This is a genomic window from Shouchella miscanthi (assembly GCF_007725405.1).
GTDB classification, from domain to species: Bacteria; Bacillota; Bacilli; order Bacillales; family Bacillaceae_D; genus Shouchella; species Shouchella hunanensis.
Genome location: NZ_CP042163.1, coordinates 3,614,480 through 3,629,551, shown reverse-complemented (window position 1 = coordinate 3,629,551; position 15,072 = coordinate 3,614,480). Strand labels below are relative to the sequence as shown.

At 37.9% G+C, this 15,072-nt stretch carries 20 protein-coding genes and 1 pseudogene; 16 read left to right on the top strand and 5 right to left on the bottom strand.

Annotated elements, in window-relative coordinates; translation table 11 throughout:
* Positions 1-2: 2 nt before the first annotated feature.
* The 11 genes from ssb to FPV17_RS18545 are packed head-to-tail and all read left to right on the top strand — an operon-like array spanning position 3 to position 8,393.
* The gene (gene ssb, locus FPV17_RS18595) at positions 3-458 is read left to right on the top strand and encodes a single-stranded DNA-binding protein (protein ID WP_144559910.1); all 456 of its coding nucleotides are present in this window, start codon (positions 3-5) and stop codon (positions 456-458) included.
* 19 nt (positions 459-477) lie between these two features.
* Positions 478-819 carry a DUF2634 domain-containing protein gene (locus tag FPV17_RS18590; protein ID WP_144559909.1) on the top strand — a complete coding sequence of 114 codons (342 nt, stop codon included), beginning with the start codon at positions 478-480 and terminating at the stop codon, positions 817-819.
* Between the two features lie 22 nt (positions 820-841).
* The gene (locus FPV17_RS18585; RefSeq protein ID WP_144560536.1) at positions 842-1,882 is read left to right on the top strand and encodes a baseplate J/gp47 family protein; all 1,041 of its coding nucleotides are present in this window, start codon (positions 842-844) and stop codon (positions 1,880-1,882) included.
* Entirely contained in the window at positions 1,875-3,353 is a 1,479-nt protein-coding gene (locus FPV17_RS18580; protein ID WP_144559907.1) for a putative phage tail protein, read from the top strand. The genes FPV17_RS18585 and FPV17_RS18580 overlap by 8 nt, the downstream gene beginning before the upstream one ends.
* Positions 3,354-3,365: 12 nt before the next feature.
* The gene (locus FPV17_RS18575) at positions 3,366-3,746 is read left to right on the top strand and encodes a phage tail-collar fiber domain-containing protein (RefSeq protein WP_144559905.1); all 381 of its coding nucleotides are present in this window, start codon (positions 3,366-3,368) and stop codon (positions 3,744-3,746) included.
* A gap of 20 nt (positions 3,747-3,766) precedes the next feature.
* Entirely contained in the window at positions 3,767-5,938 is a 2,172-nt protein-coding gene (locus FPV17_RS18570) for a hypothetical protein (protein ID WP_144559903.1), read from the top strand.
* A gap of 1 nt (position 5,939) precedes the next feature.
* Positions 5,940-6,266: a hypothetical protein gene (locus FPV17_RS18565; RefSeq protein WP_144559901.1), complete on the top strand. Its 327-nt coding sequence runs from the start codon at positions 5,940-5,942 to the stop codon at positions 6,264-6,266.
* On the top strand, positions 6,259-6,498 hold the full coding sequence (locus FPV17_RS18560) for a hypothetical protein (RefSeq protein ID WP_144559899.1): 240 nt from the start codon (positions 6,259-6,261) through the stop codon (positions 6,496-6,498). The genes FPV17_RS18565 and FPV17_RS18560 overlap by 8 nt, the downstream gene beginning before the upstream one ends.
* A gap of 6 nt (positions 6,499-6,504) precedes the next feature.
* Positions 6,505-6,915 carry a phage holin family protein gene (locus tag FPV17_RS18555; RefSeq protein ID WP_144559897.1) on the top strand — a complete coding sequence of 137 codons (411 nt, stop codon included), beginning with the start codon at positions 6,505-6,507 and terminating at the stop codon, positions 6,913-6,915.
* A gap of 60 nt (positions 6,916-6,975) precedes the next feature.
* Positions 6,976-7,245: a holin gene (locus FPV17_RS18550; RefSeq protein WP_144560535.1), complete on the top strand. Its 270-nt coding sequence runs from the start codon at positions 6,976-6,978 to the stop codon at positions 7,243-7,245.
* Positions 7,246-7,247: 2 nt separating this feature from the next.
* Positions 7,248-8,393: an N-acetylmuramoyl-L-alanine amidase gene (locus FPV17_RS18545; RefSeq protein WP_144559895.1), complete on the top strand. Its 1,146-nt coding sequence runs from the start codon at positions 7,248-7,250 to the stop codon at positions 8,391-8,393.
* 46 nt (positions 8,394-8,439) lie between these two features.
* Here FPV17_RS18545 and FPV17_RS18540 read toward each other — a convergent pair.
* Both FPV17_RS18540 and FPV17_RS18535 read right to left on the bottom strand, forming a co-directional pair.
* Positions 8,440-9,384: pseudogene (locus FPV17_RS18540) on the bottom strand (IS3 family transposase); the annotation flags it as partial.
* On the bottom strand, positions 9,267-9,818 hold the full coding sequence (locus FPV17_RS18535; protein ID WP_035399113.1) for a helix-turn-helix domain-containing protein: 552 nt from the start codon (positions 9,816-9,818) through the stop codon (positions 9,267-9,269). The gene FPV17_RS18535 and the pseudogene FPV17_RS18540, both read right to left, overlap by 118 nt.
* Positions 9,819-10,089: 271 nt before the next feature.
* On the opposite strand from FPV17_RS18535, the gene FPV17_RS18530 reads away from it, so the two are divergent.
* The 3 genes from FPV17_RS18530 to FPV17_RS18520 are packed head-to-tail and all read left to right on the top strand — an operon-like array spanning position 10,090 to position 11,846.
* Positions 10,090-10,662: a hypothetical protein gene (locus FPV17_RS18530; RefSeq protein WP_144559893.1), complete on the top strand. Its 573-nt coding sequence runs from the start codon at positions 10,090-10,092 to the stop codon at positions 10,660-10,662.
* Between the two features lie 12 nt (positions 10,663-10,674).
* Positions 10,675-11,115, top strand: coding sequence for a protein-export chaperone SecB (locus tag FPV17_RS18525; protein ID WP_144559891.1), 441 nt, complete (start codon positions 10,675-10,677; stop codon positions 11,113-11,115).
* A 14-nt stretch (positions 11,116-11,129) separates the two neighbouring features.
* A complete protein-coding gene (locus tag FPV17_RS18520; protein WP_144559889.1) occupies positions 11,130-11,846 on the top strand; it encodes a hypothetical protein in 717 nt (238 codons plus the stop codon).
* 216 nt (positions 11,847-12,062) lie between these two features.
* Here FPV17_RS18520 and FPV17_RS18515 read toward each other — a convergent pair whose 3' ends face one another.
* The 3 genes from FPV17_RS18515 to FPV17_RS18505 form a co-directional block, all read right to left on the bottom strand.
* Positions 12,063-13,187, bottom strand: coding sequence for a RipA family octameric membrane protein (locus FPV17_RS18515; RefSeq protein ID WP_144559887.1), 1,125 nt, complete (start codon positions 13,185-13,187; stop codon positions 12,063-12,065).
* 204 nt (positions 13,188-13,391) lie between these two features.
* Positions 13,392-13,604 carry a hypothetical protein gene (locus FPV17_RS18510; protein WP_144559886.1) on the bottom strand — a complete coding sequence of 71 codons (213 nt, stop codon included), beginning with the start codon at positions 13,602-13,604 and terminating at the stop codon, positions 13,392-13,394.
* A gap of 171 nt (positions 13,605-13,775) precedes the next feature.
* A complete protein-coding gene (locus FPV17_RS18505; protein WP_186370654.1) occupies positions 13,776-14,171 on the bottom strand; it encodes a hypothetical protein in 396 nt (131 codons plus the stop codon).
* 179 nt (positions 14,172-14,350) lie between these two features.
* Here FPV17_RS18505 and FPV17_RS18500 point away from each other — a divergent pair, with 179 nt between their 5' ends.
* Both FPV17_RS18500 and FPV17_RS18495 read left to right on the top strand, forming a co-directional pair.
* Entirely contained in the window at positions 14,351-14,539 is a 189-nt protein-coding gene (locus FPV17_RS18500; protein ID WP_144559884.1) for a hypothetical protein, read from the top strand.
* A 101-nt stretch (positions 14,540-14,640) separates the two neighbouring features.
* Positions 14,641-15,027, top strand: coding sequence for a DUF2500 domain-containing protein (locus FPV17_RS18495; RefSeq protein ID WP_210244247.1), 387 nt, complete (start codon positions 14,641-14,643; stop codon positions 15,025-15,027).
* Positions 15,028-15,072 lie beyond the last annotated feature (45 nt).

The window sequence follows — 15,072 nt, the reverse complement described above, 5'->3', positions numbered from 1 at the left end:
TAATGCTAAATCGTATTGTATTAGTCGGTCGCTTAACTCGCGACCCTGAATTAAAATTTACGCCAAATGGCGTTGCAGTAGCGAATTTTACGTTAGCAGTCAATCGTCCCTTCTCTAATCAACAAGGGGAAAGGGAAGCTGATTTTATTAATTGTGTGGTATGGAGAAAGCCAGCTGAAAACGTAGCGAATTTCTTGAAAAAAGGGAGCCTTGCCGGTGTAGACGGTCGAGTGCAGACCCGTTCATATGACAACAACGAGGGCAGAAGAGTTTTTGTAACTGAAATCGTTGCGGAATCGGTACAGTTTTTAGAGCCTAAGTCTAGCCAAGCAAAACACGACGGACAATCAAGTGATGATCCGTTTAATAGGGGAAGCAATCAAAGCTATGGGTACGATCAGAGTTTTCACGATAGCGAGGGCAACATTGATATTTCAGATGATGATCTGCCGTTTTGATAAGAGGTGAGTAATAAATATGTTTATATTCCGGTTATATGATGGCTTAGATGCAATTAAACAATTCGTCATTTTATCATTACGAACAGAACGTTATGCTTACCCTGTTTACGATCATGATATAGGCAGTGAGTTAAGAGACATTTTAATCGATGAGTCTGCAAGCGATGCGTTTAAAGAAATGGAAATCCCACGAGTGATCGAAGAAGCTCTTGTTTATGACGAGCGCATCGATGCAGTTACAAACATGTTTGTTCAAAAACGGGGGGATTCGTTTTTTATCTCTTTTACGGTCGAATGCGTAGAGGGGATTTTTGATGTACAGGAGGTGATCGGTAACGATGGAGAGCTTGGCCAATAAAAGCTATAACGATGTAATATCGATGTTGCAAGGTCAACATTTTGAGACCATTATGGAACGGATGTTGGATCGTGTACCACCTAACATTGATAAGAGGCAGGGTAGCGTTATTTATAATGCTCTTGCTCCTGCAGCTGCGGAGTTAGCACAAGCTTATGTATGGCTAGAGAGCAGTTTTGATTTGGTCTTTGCGGATACAGCAATGGGTGAATTTTTAGATAAACGAGTGGCTGAGTCAGGCATTGAGCGCCAACCGGCAACAAGAGCAGTATGGCAAACTGCATTTAATATCAACGTGCCGGCAGGATTTCGATTCTTTTTGGAAACGCATAACCTTTATTTTACCTCGTTAGGCAATAATCAATTGCAGGCGGAAACAGCCGGCGAGATCGGAAACGCAACGTCAATGAAGGAAATTGATTTACAACCACTTGAAACGATTCCCGGTTTATCTGTTGCTCAATTAACAAATCTACTCGTACCTGGTGCCGAGGAGGAAGACGACCAAAAGCTTTTCGAACGCTATCAGGTGCGTGTACGGCGTGAGGCTGTAAGTGCCAATAAAGCACATTACAAAGCATGGGCGGAAGACGTAGAGGGAGTTGGGAAATCAAAAATATTCCCGCTCGCATTAGGAGAAGGTACGGTAAAGATTGTCATTACGGATTCGAATATTGAACCTGCTACACAAGCCTTAATCGATGCCGTTCAGCGGTTTATTGATCCTATTGAGGGTCAAGGGGAAGGAGAGGCGCCAATTGGTGCCAGAGTAACCGTTGTAAGTGCTGATTGGCGAGATATTGACATTAGCGCTCGAGTTTCGCTGGAAAGCGGAAGAAGCATAGAAGAAGCTACAAACGAACTTCAGCAAGGCATAAGAGAATTATTTCGCACCCTGGCTTTTGAAGACGCCTCCATCCGTATAAGTGCCATTCATCAAATCTTACAGCGATCGACGAGTATTTTCGACTACTCAGAGGTCACAATCGATGGTGAGGAAAGCAATTTGCAGTTGGATGAAATAGAAATCCCTCGTATTGGTCAGGTGAGGTTATATGAGTAAACAGGAGGAAATGAAAGCTTATTTACCGCGTTTTATCTCTGATCTAAGAGAAATGCAGGAGATTATTGGGGCGGAGGCACCGGAGTTAGAGCAAATCAATAACATTATTTTTGACCAAACCGATCAACATTTCATCCCCACAGCAACTTGGGCATTAGAGCGGTGGGAAAGATTGTTAAACATCGATCGTGATATAACGGATGATATAAACGTTCGCCGTGCGCGAATTATTACGCAAATGAGCAACTTTCCTTCCATCACTTACAGGACGCTTGAGCGTACTATAAATCGGTATTTAAAAAGTCCATCGGCGATCGTAAGAACCACACCTGGTCGCTCTCATTTTTCTGCTAGGGTAAATGCTTATGATCTACAGTACGAGCGCCAAATCATCCAACAGCTGGAACGAATGAAGCCCGCGCACTTTGCGTACACATTCACTGGCGAGTTTAAAGAGTCGATTGATAGCACCAATCATTATGCTCAAAGGCTCCTTTTACGTATGGCGCAGCCTTATTGGGATGATATAGAGCAAGTGTTTCTTGATGGTAACTACCCACTCGATGGGTCTTGGAACTTGGACGGGTACTCCGAAAAACAAATCCATGAGTATTATCAATTCATGCTGCAGCTTAAATTTAAGGTTGAGGAATCGATAGACCAGAAGATGCGTGCAAAATTGCGTACATCGATAAATCAACAAATAATTAACGATTATAAGCACATGCAAACCTTGCGCTCTCGTATAGGTTTTTTTGGTATGTTGCCAGTCTATTTAGATGGTGTCTACAGCTTAGATGGTTCTTTTAGTCTTGACGGGTATGATAATCGTTTCAAGCGACAGCTATTCGGTCATCGATTAGCGTTGACCGCTAAGCACATAAACGAAAATGATTTTGCTAAGCGATTAACCATGCGATCTCATGCTGAAGGATTCGAGCAAAAAGGTTCTGCCGAGAAATCTGTCTTTAGATCGGCGGTTGGTTTCTTTGGTTATCGACCGGTTGTTTTGAATGGCCGTTTTAATTTAGACGGTTACTGGAACTTATCTGGTGCTGTTGAAAAGGAAGTTGGCCAACAATTATTTGGACATCATTTAAGTGTGAAAGTGCCATTTAGAAGCAAAAAACAAGAGAATCAAAAGATTGTACTTACCTCTAAACATAGTTCATTTAATGAGAAAAAAGAAGAAGATAAAGTCCGCTTTCAAAGTCGAGTAGGCTTTTTTGATGTGCTGCCCATTTATTTAGATGGTGTACAACAATTAGACGGAAGTTGGTTTCTTAATGGATTTAACAAAAAGAATGTCCAACTACACAAACAGGGTGTTGCGATGCGATCGGTCGTACGAACGCCCACTATTAGTAAAGGGACGCTTACGATTAAAAAAGACTGGTGGGTATTGGATGGCTCTGTACCCTTAGACGGATCCCGCAAATTAAGTGCGACAAAAGAACAGGTCGCAATCTAAAGGAGTGTAAAAATGAGTACAACAAAAACAACGGTGTATGCACGTGAACAAATGGCTAGGGCGCGGGCAAATGGCTCTCGTATTACAAAGAACACACATATTGTGCTTGGTGATGGTGGTACGGATGCAGCAGGCAATCCAATTGAACCAACCGGTCGGGAACAATCTTTAAAGAACCAATTGACGCGTAAAACGATTGAAAGTGCCACTTTTATCGCGCCGGCAACGACTCGCTATGCAATTACTCTATCCGAAAGCGAATTAGCGGGCCGAACGATTAACGAAATGGCATTGATGGACGAGACAGGGAAGCTAACGGCGATTCGCACCATGTTTGATAAAAAGAAGGACGGCGACATGCAGTTTCTTTTTGAAATCGATGACATGTATTAAAAAAGGAAGGAGGAAGCCACATGAAAGAATTATCACCGGTGACGCCGTTTAAAGGACCTAACGATGAAAGTGGAGCAACACCAGGTCATGCGGACGAGTTTAATCAACGTCAAAATGAACTAATGAAACGTGATGAAGAAATAAGGGCTGTTCTTTCTTCTCAGGATCAACAAACGGCAAAACTGACACATGGTCAAAATATTGTTGAAGCTGATCAATCGAGCGTTGCAGATGTATTGATTGAGGGGAGGACGATGGTTAACTTGTTAGGCGACGGGAAAATAAAACCTTCAACTGATGGACAGCAGACATCAGAAACTTTTACTAGAAGGGAGGGTATTGCTTCAGCTGGAGTTGCCCAAGTAAGAGAGAACGGAAAGTACGGTAAATACTCTCAATGGTTGAGAGCTGATACACCAATATTTTCAATCACAAAAATGTATTCAAAGAATGATTTTTTAAGAAGATTTCCTGTAGGTTCAAAACTTGCAATAAGGATAGATGCTCGCGGAAGCTCCAGTCGAACATTGAGTTTTGGTGGAGTTGGTTACTTTAGAACTGATTCGTTTGCCACTAAATCAATTTGGAATCAAAGCAATGAATACGAACCAATAGTTTTGTTAGTAAATGTTCCTGATGAAGACTACAAAAATTACCATATATCGATTGAACCGAGACACTCAGGTGCTGAAATGGAAGTTGATGGTTTTGCAATTTATAGTATAACTGATGATGAATATATTAAAGGGTTATCAATGACAAATAAACAATTGGGAATTCAATACCCTTACATCGACGGTGTACAGCACGTTAAAAATCCTGTTATCACGAAAAAGGGGAAGAACTTGTTGCCACCTTTTTATAAATGGGAACTTCATGAAAGTACAAAAGTAGACGGTCCATATAAAATTAAAACACTATCTTCTACACCTTCCAACAATGCAACAAGCGTAATTATTCCTGCATTACCTAATACTACTTATACTTTTAGTTATTCAGGTAGTGAAAGAGCGAGAGGTCGCGTTTTTTCAAATTCCGCTAATAATAATTTGGCTCTAACAGATTTAATGTATGCAGGATCTCATAGCACAGAAACTTTCGTTACGCGGCCGGATACCTATCGACTGATTGTTTTTCAAGATGTAGGAAGTCAAGAAACTGGAGAATTTGTTTTTGAAAATCCGATACTAACAATTGGTGAACATTCGGTCTTTGAACCTCAAAATGAAGGCTTTTTATACACTCAAGCAAAACTTGGATCAAGTTTAGATGGTACAGTTCGTGACCTTATTTATAAAAAAGACAATGATTATGTTCATCAGAAATGGTTAAAACGTCTAAGATTAGATGGTTCTACACTTAATTTTAAGGCAAATAGATTTGAGGGAAGTGAAGGTTTTGTAGAGATCTATACTGATGAAATAAGAGATAACAAACCCTTTTCTCAGAACGGTAAACATTTTTTGATAGATAGTAATAATTATTTATATCCGCAAAAGTCGAATACTGGTGAAGCAGCAGATATTAAAAAATCTTTTGTACTAGGTGGTGCAGGGTTTTGGATCCGAATACCTAATACTGAAACTGGTTGGACAAGTCTCCCAAGCAACAATCAAGTAAGGGAATATTTAAAAGATAACGAATTTGAATTACAATACGAACTTGCAAAATCCTTAGAGCATACTCTCACTTTCGAAGGTTCCATCGATATGCATAGCGGAAAGAATTTACTTGAAGTTGATTCTGGTGTGATCGTCCGAGAGAAAGCTAATCCGCAAGTTTCTCAGAACGGTGAATTAATACAGATTAATACTATTGCACATGGGGAGAGTAAGACTAAATATCGAGCAGCTAGAATGTTAGCGGTCTATAAAGATGGATATTTAGACAGAGAGTGGTCTTATATGATAAGACCAACAACAGCTAATATTGAATTACTAGGATATGGCTATGCGAACTTGCCCATTGATAAGTATGATCCTGAAGCTGAGTACACTGTCACATACCTTGTTCAAGACAAGCACAAGTTTACAACCAACGTAGATAAAGCATCCGTCACATATCAAACAAGCCTAAAATCAGCTCATGACGCTACTGTTAAACAAACTACAGACAACACCTCTGATATATCAGCAATTAATCTTTTAATGGGTGAAGTAGTTAAGTCACTTCGAATATTGGGAGGTGAATAAGGTGGAGCAATTAAAAGCTTTTATTGAACTGCTAAATTTTCAAGGTATAGATACCAAGCCAAAGGAAGGGGAAACCTTTCCTTTTTTAATTGATCTTGAAAATGTGGGAACTGCTGCGGGAACGTCATTAAATGACTTGGAAGGTCTAGGACAAGCACTTGCCACGGTCTTAGTCGATAGCAACGAGCTAGGCAATGCGCTGGCATTCCTCTTATCAAATTCAAGTCAGGATCAGCGGAAAATCAGAACATTAGAAACAAAATTGAGCAATCTTGAAAAAGAGCTTAACCAGTTAAAAGAACAAATTGGAGGGGAAGCAAATGAATAATTTCTATTTTACAATGGTCGATCTTGGTCGAATGGATCTGTTAGAGGTGCCGGCACATTGTCGTCAACAAGTAGCAAGTATGTTAGGTCGTGAGGATGAACTGAATCCCCCTGAACAAGAGCCGGAAGAGCCGCCGATTGAAGAGGGACCGCCAACAGAGGAAGATCCGGGAGAAGATGAATCAGAATTGAATGATCCGGGGGAAGGGGAAAGTCCACCAGAACAGGACTAATCGTTTATGGATCAAATTTCAGTATTTCTTAACCTAGAGGCGCTTGAGCCGGCAAAAACGTTTTTGCTCGGAAATGAAGCGAACCTCTATTTTTTATGTATTTTAATGTTGATCGATATAGTCACCGGCGTTGTTAAAGCATTCCGAATGAATACGATCTGGTCTCGCAAAGGGTGGTACGGATACGCGAGAAAAATGGGCGTATTTATGGTCATTATCTTAGCGATTATCATTGACCTCATCTTGAATTTAAACGGTGTCCTGGCTACAGCAACGATTTATTTTTACTTGGCCAACGAAGGTTTGTCTATTATTGAAAATCTTAATCAAATTGGTGTGCCGTTTCCTAAATTTCTAAAGGATCGCCTGTTGGTTATGAGAGCAGATGCAGATAAAGATACAGAAAGACTTAAATAAGCCTTTCCGTGAGAATCGGTAGGGCTTTTATTATGAAAAGGAGTGAACATGATGAACGATATGCAAGAAGTGGTTATTTTTGCGACTGCGTTGGCACCTATTATCCTAGCGTTGGTTGAGTTGGTTAAAAAAACAGCGAAAGTGCCTGTGAACCTCATTCCCTTAATTGCCCTAGTGATTGGGTTATTAATCGGTGCAGCAGCGTTTCCGTTTACTGAGTTTGATTTAATTCTACGTCTATGGGCTGGTGGTTTTGCTGGTTTGTCTGCGACAGGTCTATTTGAGTTGGCATTCAAAAAACGAGAAGGTACTACGAAAGGGGATAAGTAATAATGAGTAAATTAATTTGTATTGATCCAGGGCACGCGAAGAACACGCCAGGTAAAAGGGCGGGAAGTAACCCTGTCTTTTATGAATATGCAAGTAATCGACGAGTAGCTAGGTTATTAGCAGCTAAATTAAAGGCAGCGGGTTTCCGGACCATGTATTCATGTAATCTAGACAGTGCTGTCGATTTAAGTTTATCGCAACGAGGTCAAAACGCAGTAAATGCTAATGCAGATTTATTCTTATCTATTCACACCAATGCACATGCAGATCCTTCCGTAAGAGGAACAGAAACGTTCATTCATACTAACAGCCAAGCTTCTTTGTCTATTGCTCAAACCGTTCAAACTGCAATGGTGGCTGAATTTAAACAACCGAACCGTGGCGTTAAACGGGCTAATTTCGGTGTGCTTCGTGCATCTTATCAGCATATGCTTTCAATTCTTACTGAAGCAGACTTTTTCACGAATCCAACAGCCAGAACGTGGATGCTTACGCCTGCATTTGACGTGGCCTATTCTAACGCACTACTACGTGGGATTTGTGCTCACTACGGTGTCGCTGTTCCTTCGACCGGTGGAAGCGCACCAACCCCTAGTAAGCCGTCGGAGCCTAAATCTGACGATGTTGGAAAATCTTTATTGCGTGTACTTGCAGAGGATCTATGGGTTTATGACAAGCCGGACTGGTCGGCAAGAGCATTTACTGTTAAAAAGGGTGAGGCGTTTACCGTATCCCGTGAATTAACGGTCAATGGATCTAAGATGTATCAATTAATTTCCGGCTTGTATATTACCGCTAATAGCAAGTATGTAGCGTTTGACGGTGTAGTAGCGCCGGCACCAACACGCAAAACAGATCAGCAACTAGCTAACGAAGTTCTTGCTGGATTACATGGCAATGGTGATACCCGTAGAAAGTCCTTGGGTAGTCGTTATGATGCGGTACAAGCCATTATTAATGGTAGTTCTACCAAAGCACCTTCTAAGCCTGCTGTAAGAGCGGGAGAGGGGATTGTCAGTTGGATGAACCGTGCAAAGATGGATAGCTCTTATAACAATCGAGCTCATTTGGCGGCACAGCATGGGATTAAAAATTATCGAGGTACAGCGGGACAAAACAACCAACTGTTAAACATTCTTTCAAAATAAAAAAAGCCCCGCTACGGGTAGTGACCCCCAATAGTTAGAGTTTCATTTATGCAGTTAATTGGCTAAACTGAGTTCGGTATTGTACCGGGCTTAGTCCAGCCAATTTTTGTTTTATTCGCTTTGTATTGTAATATTCGACATACGCTTTGATTCGTTGTTTTAAGATCTCAAAGTCCACAAGAACTTCACCATAGTACATTTCCTGTTTCATGATGCCGAAAAAGTTCTCCATAGCCGCATTGTCTGCACACGTCGCTTTACGAGACATACTTTGATAAATCTTGTTTTCTTTCAACGTGCTTACCCATCGTTGATGTTGATAATGCCACCCTTGATCCGAGTGGATGGTTGTTCGGTATCGAGCATCTTTTTTCATAATCGTAATGACCTGGTCAAGTGGTTTTAAAACTAAATCGAGCGTTGGTTTTTTCGTTAGCCCAAACGAAAGGATTTCCCCATTATACAAGTCCATAATCGGACTGAAATACAGTTTTTGACCTTCGGTACATTTAAACTCAGTGACGTCCGTCACTACTTTTTGGAGACGAATACTTGTCTTAAATCGGCGATTTAAGCGGTTTTTGGCTACCTTCCCGACCGTCCCTTTATAGGAGCGATACCGTGACTTACGTGTAAACTTTGCACACATCAACCCTAATGCTTTCATAAGCCTCTGAACTTTTTTATGATTGATGACGTATCCTCTCTTTCTTAATTCTGAATGAATGCGACGATAGCCATACCTTCCTTTATGCTCTTGAAAAAGTTCACGAATCAGTGCTTTCCACTTTTGATCTGGGTCGGATTTCTTGAATTGGTTCATATGATAGTGATAAGTTGCTGATGGTATACCGACCTTGGCCAATACGCTTTTTAATGGGAATCCTTCTTCTTTGAGTTCGAATGCCAGCGCTGCTTGTGCTTTTCGAGGAAGGTGTCCGGGTTCTCCCGAAAAGCGTTCAACTTTTTTAAATAAGCAACCTCCAAACGAAGCTCTTCGATCTCCGTTTCTAATTGTTTTTCGCGTGATTCTTCTTTCTTTACTAGTTGTTTTTTCTTTTTCGTCATGGGAGGTCGTCCTTTCGGCTGATTCAGACCTTCCACGCCTTTTTCTCTATACTTCTTTTTCCAATTAGAAATTAAAGGTGGGTTAGTTAACCCAAATTCAATCGCTGTATCTTGGAACGAGGCGCCAGTCCGTTCCATATAGTGTAATACATCGAGTTTAAATGAAACAGAGTAAGTTGCCTTTTTACGTTTTCTTTTAATCCCATCTACGCCAAACGCTTGAAATGCGCGTACCCACCTTCGAATGATTTTTGTATCAGGGATGTTATATTTTTTAGCGAGTAATTGATACCCCAGGTATCCATCTACATATTCTTTAATGATTTTCAGTTTAAATTCGTCACTATATTTTGACATAGAAAAAACACCCCAAGTGCTAGATTTTTACTCTAACATTTGGGGTGCAGCACCTACGGCGGGGATAAAATTGTGTAAATCAAGTGATTCTTATAATTTTTTTATGCCTTTCTCTCTTTAAATGTGGGAGAGCGATATTTTTTATAGAAATTTTGTATAAATCAATTGCTTTAATCCAACATTTGAATATAAGTCAAAAATTTTTCATACATATCAGAAGTTATATCTTGTATGGAAATAAGTTTGACTGCTATTATAAAGGGGGATGAAGATGGATAAAAGGGAGGGTATTTATATGAAAGATGTCTTTAGTGCTGTTGATTATCGTGCTTATTCAACTGTTAAAGTTGAAAAGAAGCCAGTAGATAATGCATTTAATGAAAAAGATGTCTTAATTCAATATCTCTTAACTATAAAAGAATCAGTTGAAGACAGTTTAGAAAAAGCATCGGAGTATGCAACTTATAGCCATTATTCAAGAATTAATTTGTTAGAAAATGCACTCGATTATTTTTATAGTGATGGGTTGGCCGATTTGAAAGAGACTGAGTCATTGATAAAAAATAGAAGTTTCACATCGGCAATTTATGGCAGGATCGTTACTAAGCTTGAAGCATATTTGAAGATTACTGATTTAAAGCACGTGCAAATTGAACTAAACGATGACAGATTAGAACGTTTAATTAATTGGTCTAAAGAAGTTAGTATGCGAATTAAGAAGGATATTGAAAATCAAGATTACCGTGAACGAAAGGCTTTTCGTAAAATTAATATTAGTTTTGATCTTGATTATGCAAGTGATGTTTCAAATAATGATGAGGTATTTAAAGTAAAAACTGCATAGAAGGGGATTTAAATGACTCTAGACAAAAGTGTTTACGACAATTTGATTAATGTAGTTCAGTTTCGTGATATTGAATTGCTTAATTTAGAAATGAAGAGGTATGTTGTAGACGATCATGATAGGCTTACAGTTGATTTTCATGCACGAGTTGAAGATTTAATTAGTGAGGAAGACATGTTAATTGTAAATTTATTTTTTGAAGTTAAAGCCGAAGATGAAAAAAATAATAATGATATTTTCCTCATTAAATTTAATTACAAAGCAACCTATAATATTCCCATTGAAGAGGATTTTGAAGACCAATATTTAAGCCATTTTGCAAAAATCAACGCACCAATAAATATTTGGCCATACGCTAGAGAATTGATAAGTTCTACTACAGTTAGAATGGGATATCCAGCTCTATATGTGCCATTACATAAAGATGATCCTATATTTGAAGAAAATAATTAAAACGAGCTGATCGAATGCGAAAGTTAGTATTTGAGGAAATGCAAGCATGCCCACTAGATCATAAGATAAATCAAATGATTACTCTAATAAAGCAACATAATGAATTTCTGTTATTATTATTAGATATTCTTAACAGATATAAAAGTCCATACAAAAACCCTGATGACACTGTACAGCGTATTGAAGAATTAGAATCATTGATAATAATTTCAGATGAAATGATAGATATACCTACCAACAAAAAAGATCTATTCAAAAATTATCTTGATCAATTATATTATCTATCTGAGAATGAACTTCACGATGCTAGAGGGGACATTCTTGAAGAAATAGTCTACTCTTTAAGTTTATATGTCTTTAAAAGTAAGTACAGAGAATCAAAATTGTATTTTGATAACGATAGTAATTATATTGGTGAAACTGAACACAATTTCGATTCTGTGTTTGATTTAGGTTCGAAGTTTGAGTTAATGGAGTGCAAAGTAGATGTTTCAACATTTCTTAACCATAGAAGAGGGTATTTCAAACGAAAAGCTAGACGAAAATTAAAATATATGAGGGAAGTTCACAATACTTTAAAAACAGAGGGATATAAAAATTCAGTTTATTTGGTTTGTTCAAATTTGAATGTCGCAGATGAGACAAGAGCTCTTAATGAAAATGGATATGAGTGTGTCAAAATACTCAATAGAGAAGATTTATATGAGATATGTACTAATACTCAAAAATAAATTAAGGTTTATTACACTAAAATTGCTCTTATTTCTTAATAAGGGCAATTTTAGTGTAATATTAAAAACCCCGCTTCTCAGCGAGGTCTTAGGGGGCTTTATTAAGCCAAGGGACAATTACATGATCCTGCTTGGGGTGGCAGGGGAACATCATATGTAATTAGTCATTAAGTACCCTATAGATTGCTTCACAAAACGCCGTCTTCATTGAAGACTTTATTTTTGTTCAGATAGATGTTGTCTGCGATCATCAAGTAGCTTTTCAAATTCAACTATATCTTCCTCGGTTGCTTGGTTCTTAACAAAATTTTTGGCGTTTGAGCTTGTAAGTTCTTGTTGATTAGGGGCTATTTTTCTTTCGTAAATCACATAGTCTTCTGATGTACTTTGATTCCAGTCTACAGTCTTTTCCTCATTCTTCCTGCTTTCATTTTCTTTTTCTTCAATAAACCTATAAGAGCTATTGACTGATAAAAATAAAATCTTAAAACAGTAGTAAAGGCTAATTAGACCAAAAATATAGAAACCTAAAACCGAATAATCGTTTGATTGTACGCCTGACCGAATGTAGTAGATAAAGAATATAATTCCAAAAAGAGATAATGCAGTAACTAAAAATCTTTCTGTATTTAACATTTTTAAAATCATTTTTAAAAACTGTTTTAAATAATAGCGCTTAGGTTTTTCCTTATTCTTAAATTTTAAACCTATTTCTTTAAGGACTTTACAAAATACTTTAATTTTTTCATTAAAGGTTTTTGCAAAGTAAAATATATCTTTTAAAAAATACATAAAGATAATTATTATAGGTATTATTAACCAAATTAATTGCATACCACTTAATTTATCCTTTAGAAAAAAATAACCGTGAAAACCGGCAATTAAAAGCCATATTAAAAAGATATATTTGCTTAGATTTAGATTAATTTTTGAAACTGAATAAAACTTTTTAGTGTCTTTTTTAATTATAAGAGTTTTATAAAGAGGTCCAATTACTTCATTTTCCAAAAGATCTACTTGCTTTTCCCAATTGTCCTGCCAAATCTTACTTCCTTCATTCACTTTCCACCAACTTAAAGCAAATGTTAATCCTACACAGCTCACTATAAATAAGTAAAGGTGGTTCAGAGGACCGTTAGCTATGGTAATAGCTGAGTAGCCACCAATTGCTACCGCCAAAAATGCCCAAAAATAAGTCGCTCTTTTCCAATACAACTCAATTTCAATTTTCCTAATGTCTAATGCGTATTCTAAAGCTTTTTCCACAGAAGGAACACTGTTTAGATAATCATCCTTTAATAAAATACTTTTCTCTTCCCAAAATACCTCTGGTTTTTTCAATTAAACACCACCACAATAATATATCTATATTATTGCATAAATCGATAAAATTTTCAGTAATATTATTGGCTAAGTATTGTCATCAAAAGGACATTCGTGCAGTCAGTCTACCCATGTAAAAGAGCAAATTAGTCTTAATATCTTTTTTGAGCTGTTTACTTGATAAACATTCGTATACAACTAGAAAAAGAACCAATTAAGGTTCTATGTTTTCTTTTCTCCATATTTGGCATTGATTTTGATTTGTTCTTCAGGTGTGAAGCTTCTCCAAACTTCCCAGCTAACTCGATGGAAGTCTTCATGAGCTCTCTTTATAACTTCTGGATCTGTTGGAGGAATTATCTTAATTTTTGTATTACCAATGGTTAGGTAAAGCGGATCGTTTTTAATGTAAATCATCCTTTCTTCAGTTGCCATTTTATTTTGTTAGATAATTCTAAGCTTAAAATTTAAAAAACTAGATTATTTTTTAATAGGTTTTTTTATTTCTTTATGCTGATGCTAATACAAAGTTCAAAATAAAGGGTCATATATTTTACATTCCTTTATAATCTAAAAAGCTGTCTAGGTCTATCACTTTGTTACCATTTATGTCCCTTCTGCTACTTTAGGAACAGCTGGCGTTGGCCAAAAGAATAGTGAAATGATATACGTAACGAGTATAATAATAAGATACGAGATATGACCGTTAATCATGATCTTTCCAATCGGTTGGATCATTTGTTTGTTCGCACCGATGGCTTCAAGTCCTTGTAAAAGAGCAGACATGACGGCAATGATGAGAAAAATACTGAATAGCTCACCTGCCGCAATAAGGCTAGCTGAGAAAACCGTTTGGACACCGGTGGTGATAGCACCTGTATAGGCGACCCCTAGTAGAAACGTCATAATAATGGCAGGGACAACGACATTTTTTCGAACGAGCATGGTGCCGATAATGAGTAACATGCCAAAGAGATAAAGCCAATGTGGAAGCGTCAACACCCTTCATCAGAGTCCTTTCTACAATAAAGTTGTTGCTGTAGCATATGCATGTGCCTAGAGTGGGGTGCAGTATGTACGGAAATATTGGATCAAGACATAGATGTGCATAAAAAGGACTAAGTGTGTTGTGCTATGATGAAAGAAACGTACTTACATTTGTCAAAAAGGGGAGAGGTAGGATGAAGGATAAGTCTACTGTTTCGGTTATTTTAAGTGGACTCGTTTTCGCTAGTAGTATTGTGCTTCTATTAATTTTTTCCTCCTTTCTTTTTAATACGGAAAGAATGATCTTGTTGGAAGTCCTTTTAGGAATACTGGCGTTTGTTTTTTTTACTAGCGCAAGCTTGATTAAGAAAAAGCTGAATTAAAAAAGCGAAGTGCTTCTGCGGCACTTTTTTTGATGCCATTGTTTAGTTTGAACCGATTGTGTGTCAAATATCGTATGATACGTAATGATGGGGGGATGTACATGTATGATAGTTTTGAAACCGGAGGGGACTGGTTTTTCTCACTATTTCCAGTGGTGTTTTTTAGTATTTTTGCGATTGTTCTAGTTATTTTTATTAGTGTGGGCGTTAGAGGGTTAAAAGAATGGAACACAAACAATCAATCTCCTAAGTTACGAGTAGACGCAATTGTCACATCAAAGCGATCCGACGTTCGTCAGGGAACGTCTCATCATCATGAGCATTCCTCATACCATGCTTCCACTTTTTATTATGCCACCTTCCAATTTGAGGGTGGGGACCGGTTAGAGTTTTCTATAACGAGTAGTCAGTATGGATTGCTTGCTGAGAGAGACGTTGGAACGCTGACATTTCAAGGCACACGCTTTCTAAGTTTCGAAAGACGGTGACACGGTTGGCTCTAGGAACAGAAGCTAAACAAAGAGGCCGATAAT

Excerpts from the sequence above, each read along its gene's own strand:
- ssb (WP_144559910.1), top strand. The coding sequence starts at position 3 with ATGCTAAATCGTATTGTATTAGTCGGTCGCTTAACTCGCGACCCTGAA.
- FPV17_RS18590 (WP_144559909.1), top strand. The coding sequence starts at position 478 with ATGTTTATATTCCGGTTATATGATGGCTTAGATGCAATTAAACAATTC.
- FPV17_RS18585 (WP_144560536.1), top strand. The coding sequence starts at position 842 with ATGTTGCAAGGTCAACATTTTGAGACCATTATGGAACGGATGTTGGAT.
- FPV17_RS18580 (WP_144559907.1), top strand. The coding sequence starts at position 1,875 with ATGAGTAAACAGGAGGAAATGAAAGCTTATTTACCGCGTTTTATCTCT.
- FPV17_RS18575 (WP_144559905.1), top strand. The coding sequence starts at position 3,366 with ATGAGTACAACAAAAACAACGGTGTATGCACGTGAACAAATGGCTAGG.
- FPV17_RS18570 (WP_144559903.1), top strand. The coding sequence starts at position 3,767 with ATGAAAGAATTATCACCGGTGACGCCGTTTAAAGGACCTAACGATGAA.
- FPV17_RS18560 (WP_144559899.1), top strand. The coding sequence starts at position 6,259 with ATGAATAATTTCTATTTTACAATGGTCGATCTTGGTCGAATGGATCTG.
- FPV17_RS18555 (WP_144559897.1), top strand. The coding sequence starts at position 6,505 with ATGGATCAAATTTCAGTATTTCTTAACCTAGAGGCGCTTGAGCCGGCA.
- FPV17_RS18550 (WP_144560535.1), top strand. The coding sequence starts at position 6,976 with ATGCAAGAAGTGGTTATTTTTGCGACTGCGTTGGCACCTATTATCCTA.
- FPV17_RS18545 (WP_144559895.1), top strand. The coding sequence starts at position 7,248 with ATGAGTAAATTAATTTGTATTGATCCAGGGCACGCGAAGAACACGCCA.
- FPV17_RS18535 (WP_035399113.1), bottom strand. The coding sequence starts at position 9,818 with ATGTCAAAATATAGTGACGAATTTAAACTGAAAATCATTAAAGAATAT.
- FPV17_RS18530 (WP_144559893.1), top strand. The coding sequence starts at position 10,090 with ATGGATAAAAGGGAGGGTATTTATATGAAAGATGTCTTTAGTGCTGTT.
- FPV17_RS18525 (WP_144559891.1), top strand. The coding sequence starts at position 10,675 with ATGACTCTAGACAAAAGTGTTTACGACAATTTGATTAATGTAGTTCAG.
- FPV17_RS18520 (WP_144559889.1), top strand. The coding sequence starts at position 11,130 with ATGCGAAAGTTAGTATTTGAGGAAATGCAAGCATGCCCACTAGATCAT.
- FPV17_RS18510 (WP_144559886.1), bottom strand. The coding sequence starts at position 13,604 with ATGGCAACTGAAGAAAGGATGATTTACATTAAAAACGATCCGCTTTAC.
- FPV17_RS18500 (WP_144559884.1), top strand. The coding sequence starts at position 14,351 with ATGAAGGATAAGTCTACTGTTTCGGTTATTTTAAGTGGACTCGTTTTC.
- FPV17_RS18495 (WP_210244247.1), top strand. The coding sequence starts at position 14,641 with ATGTATGATAGTTTTGAAACCGGAGGGGACTGGTTTTTCTCACTATTT.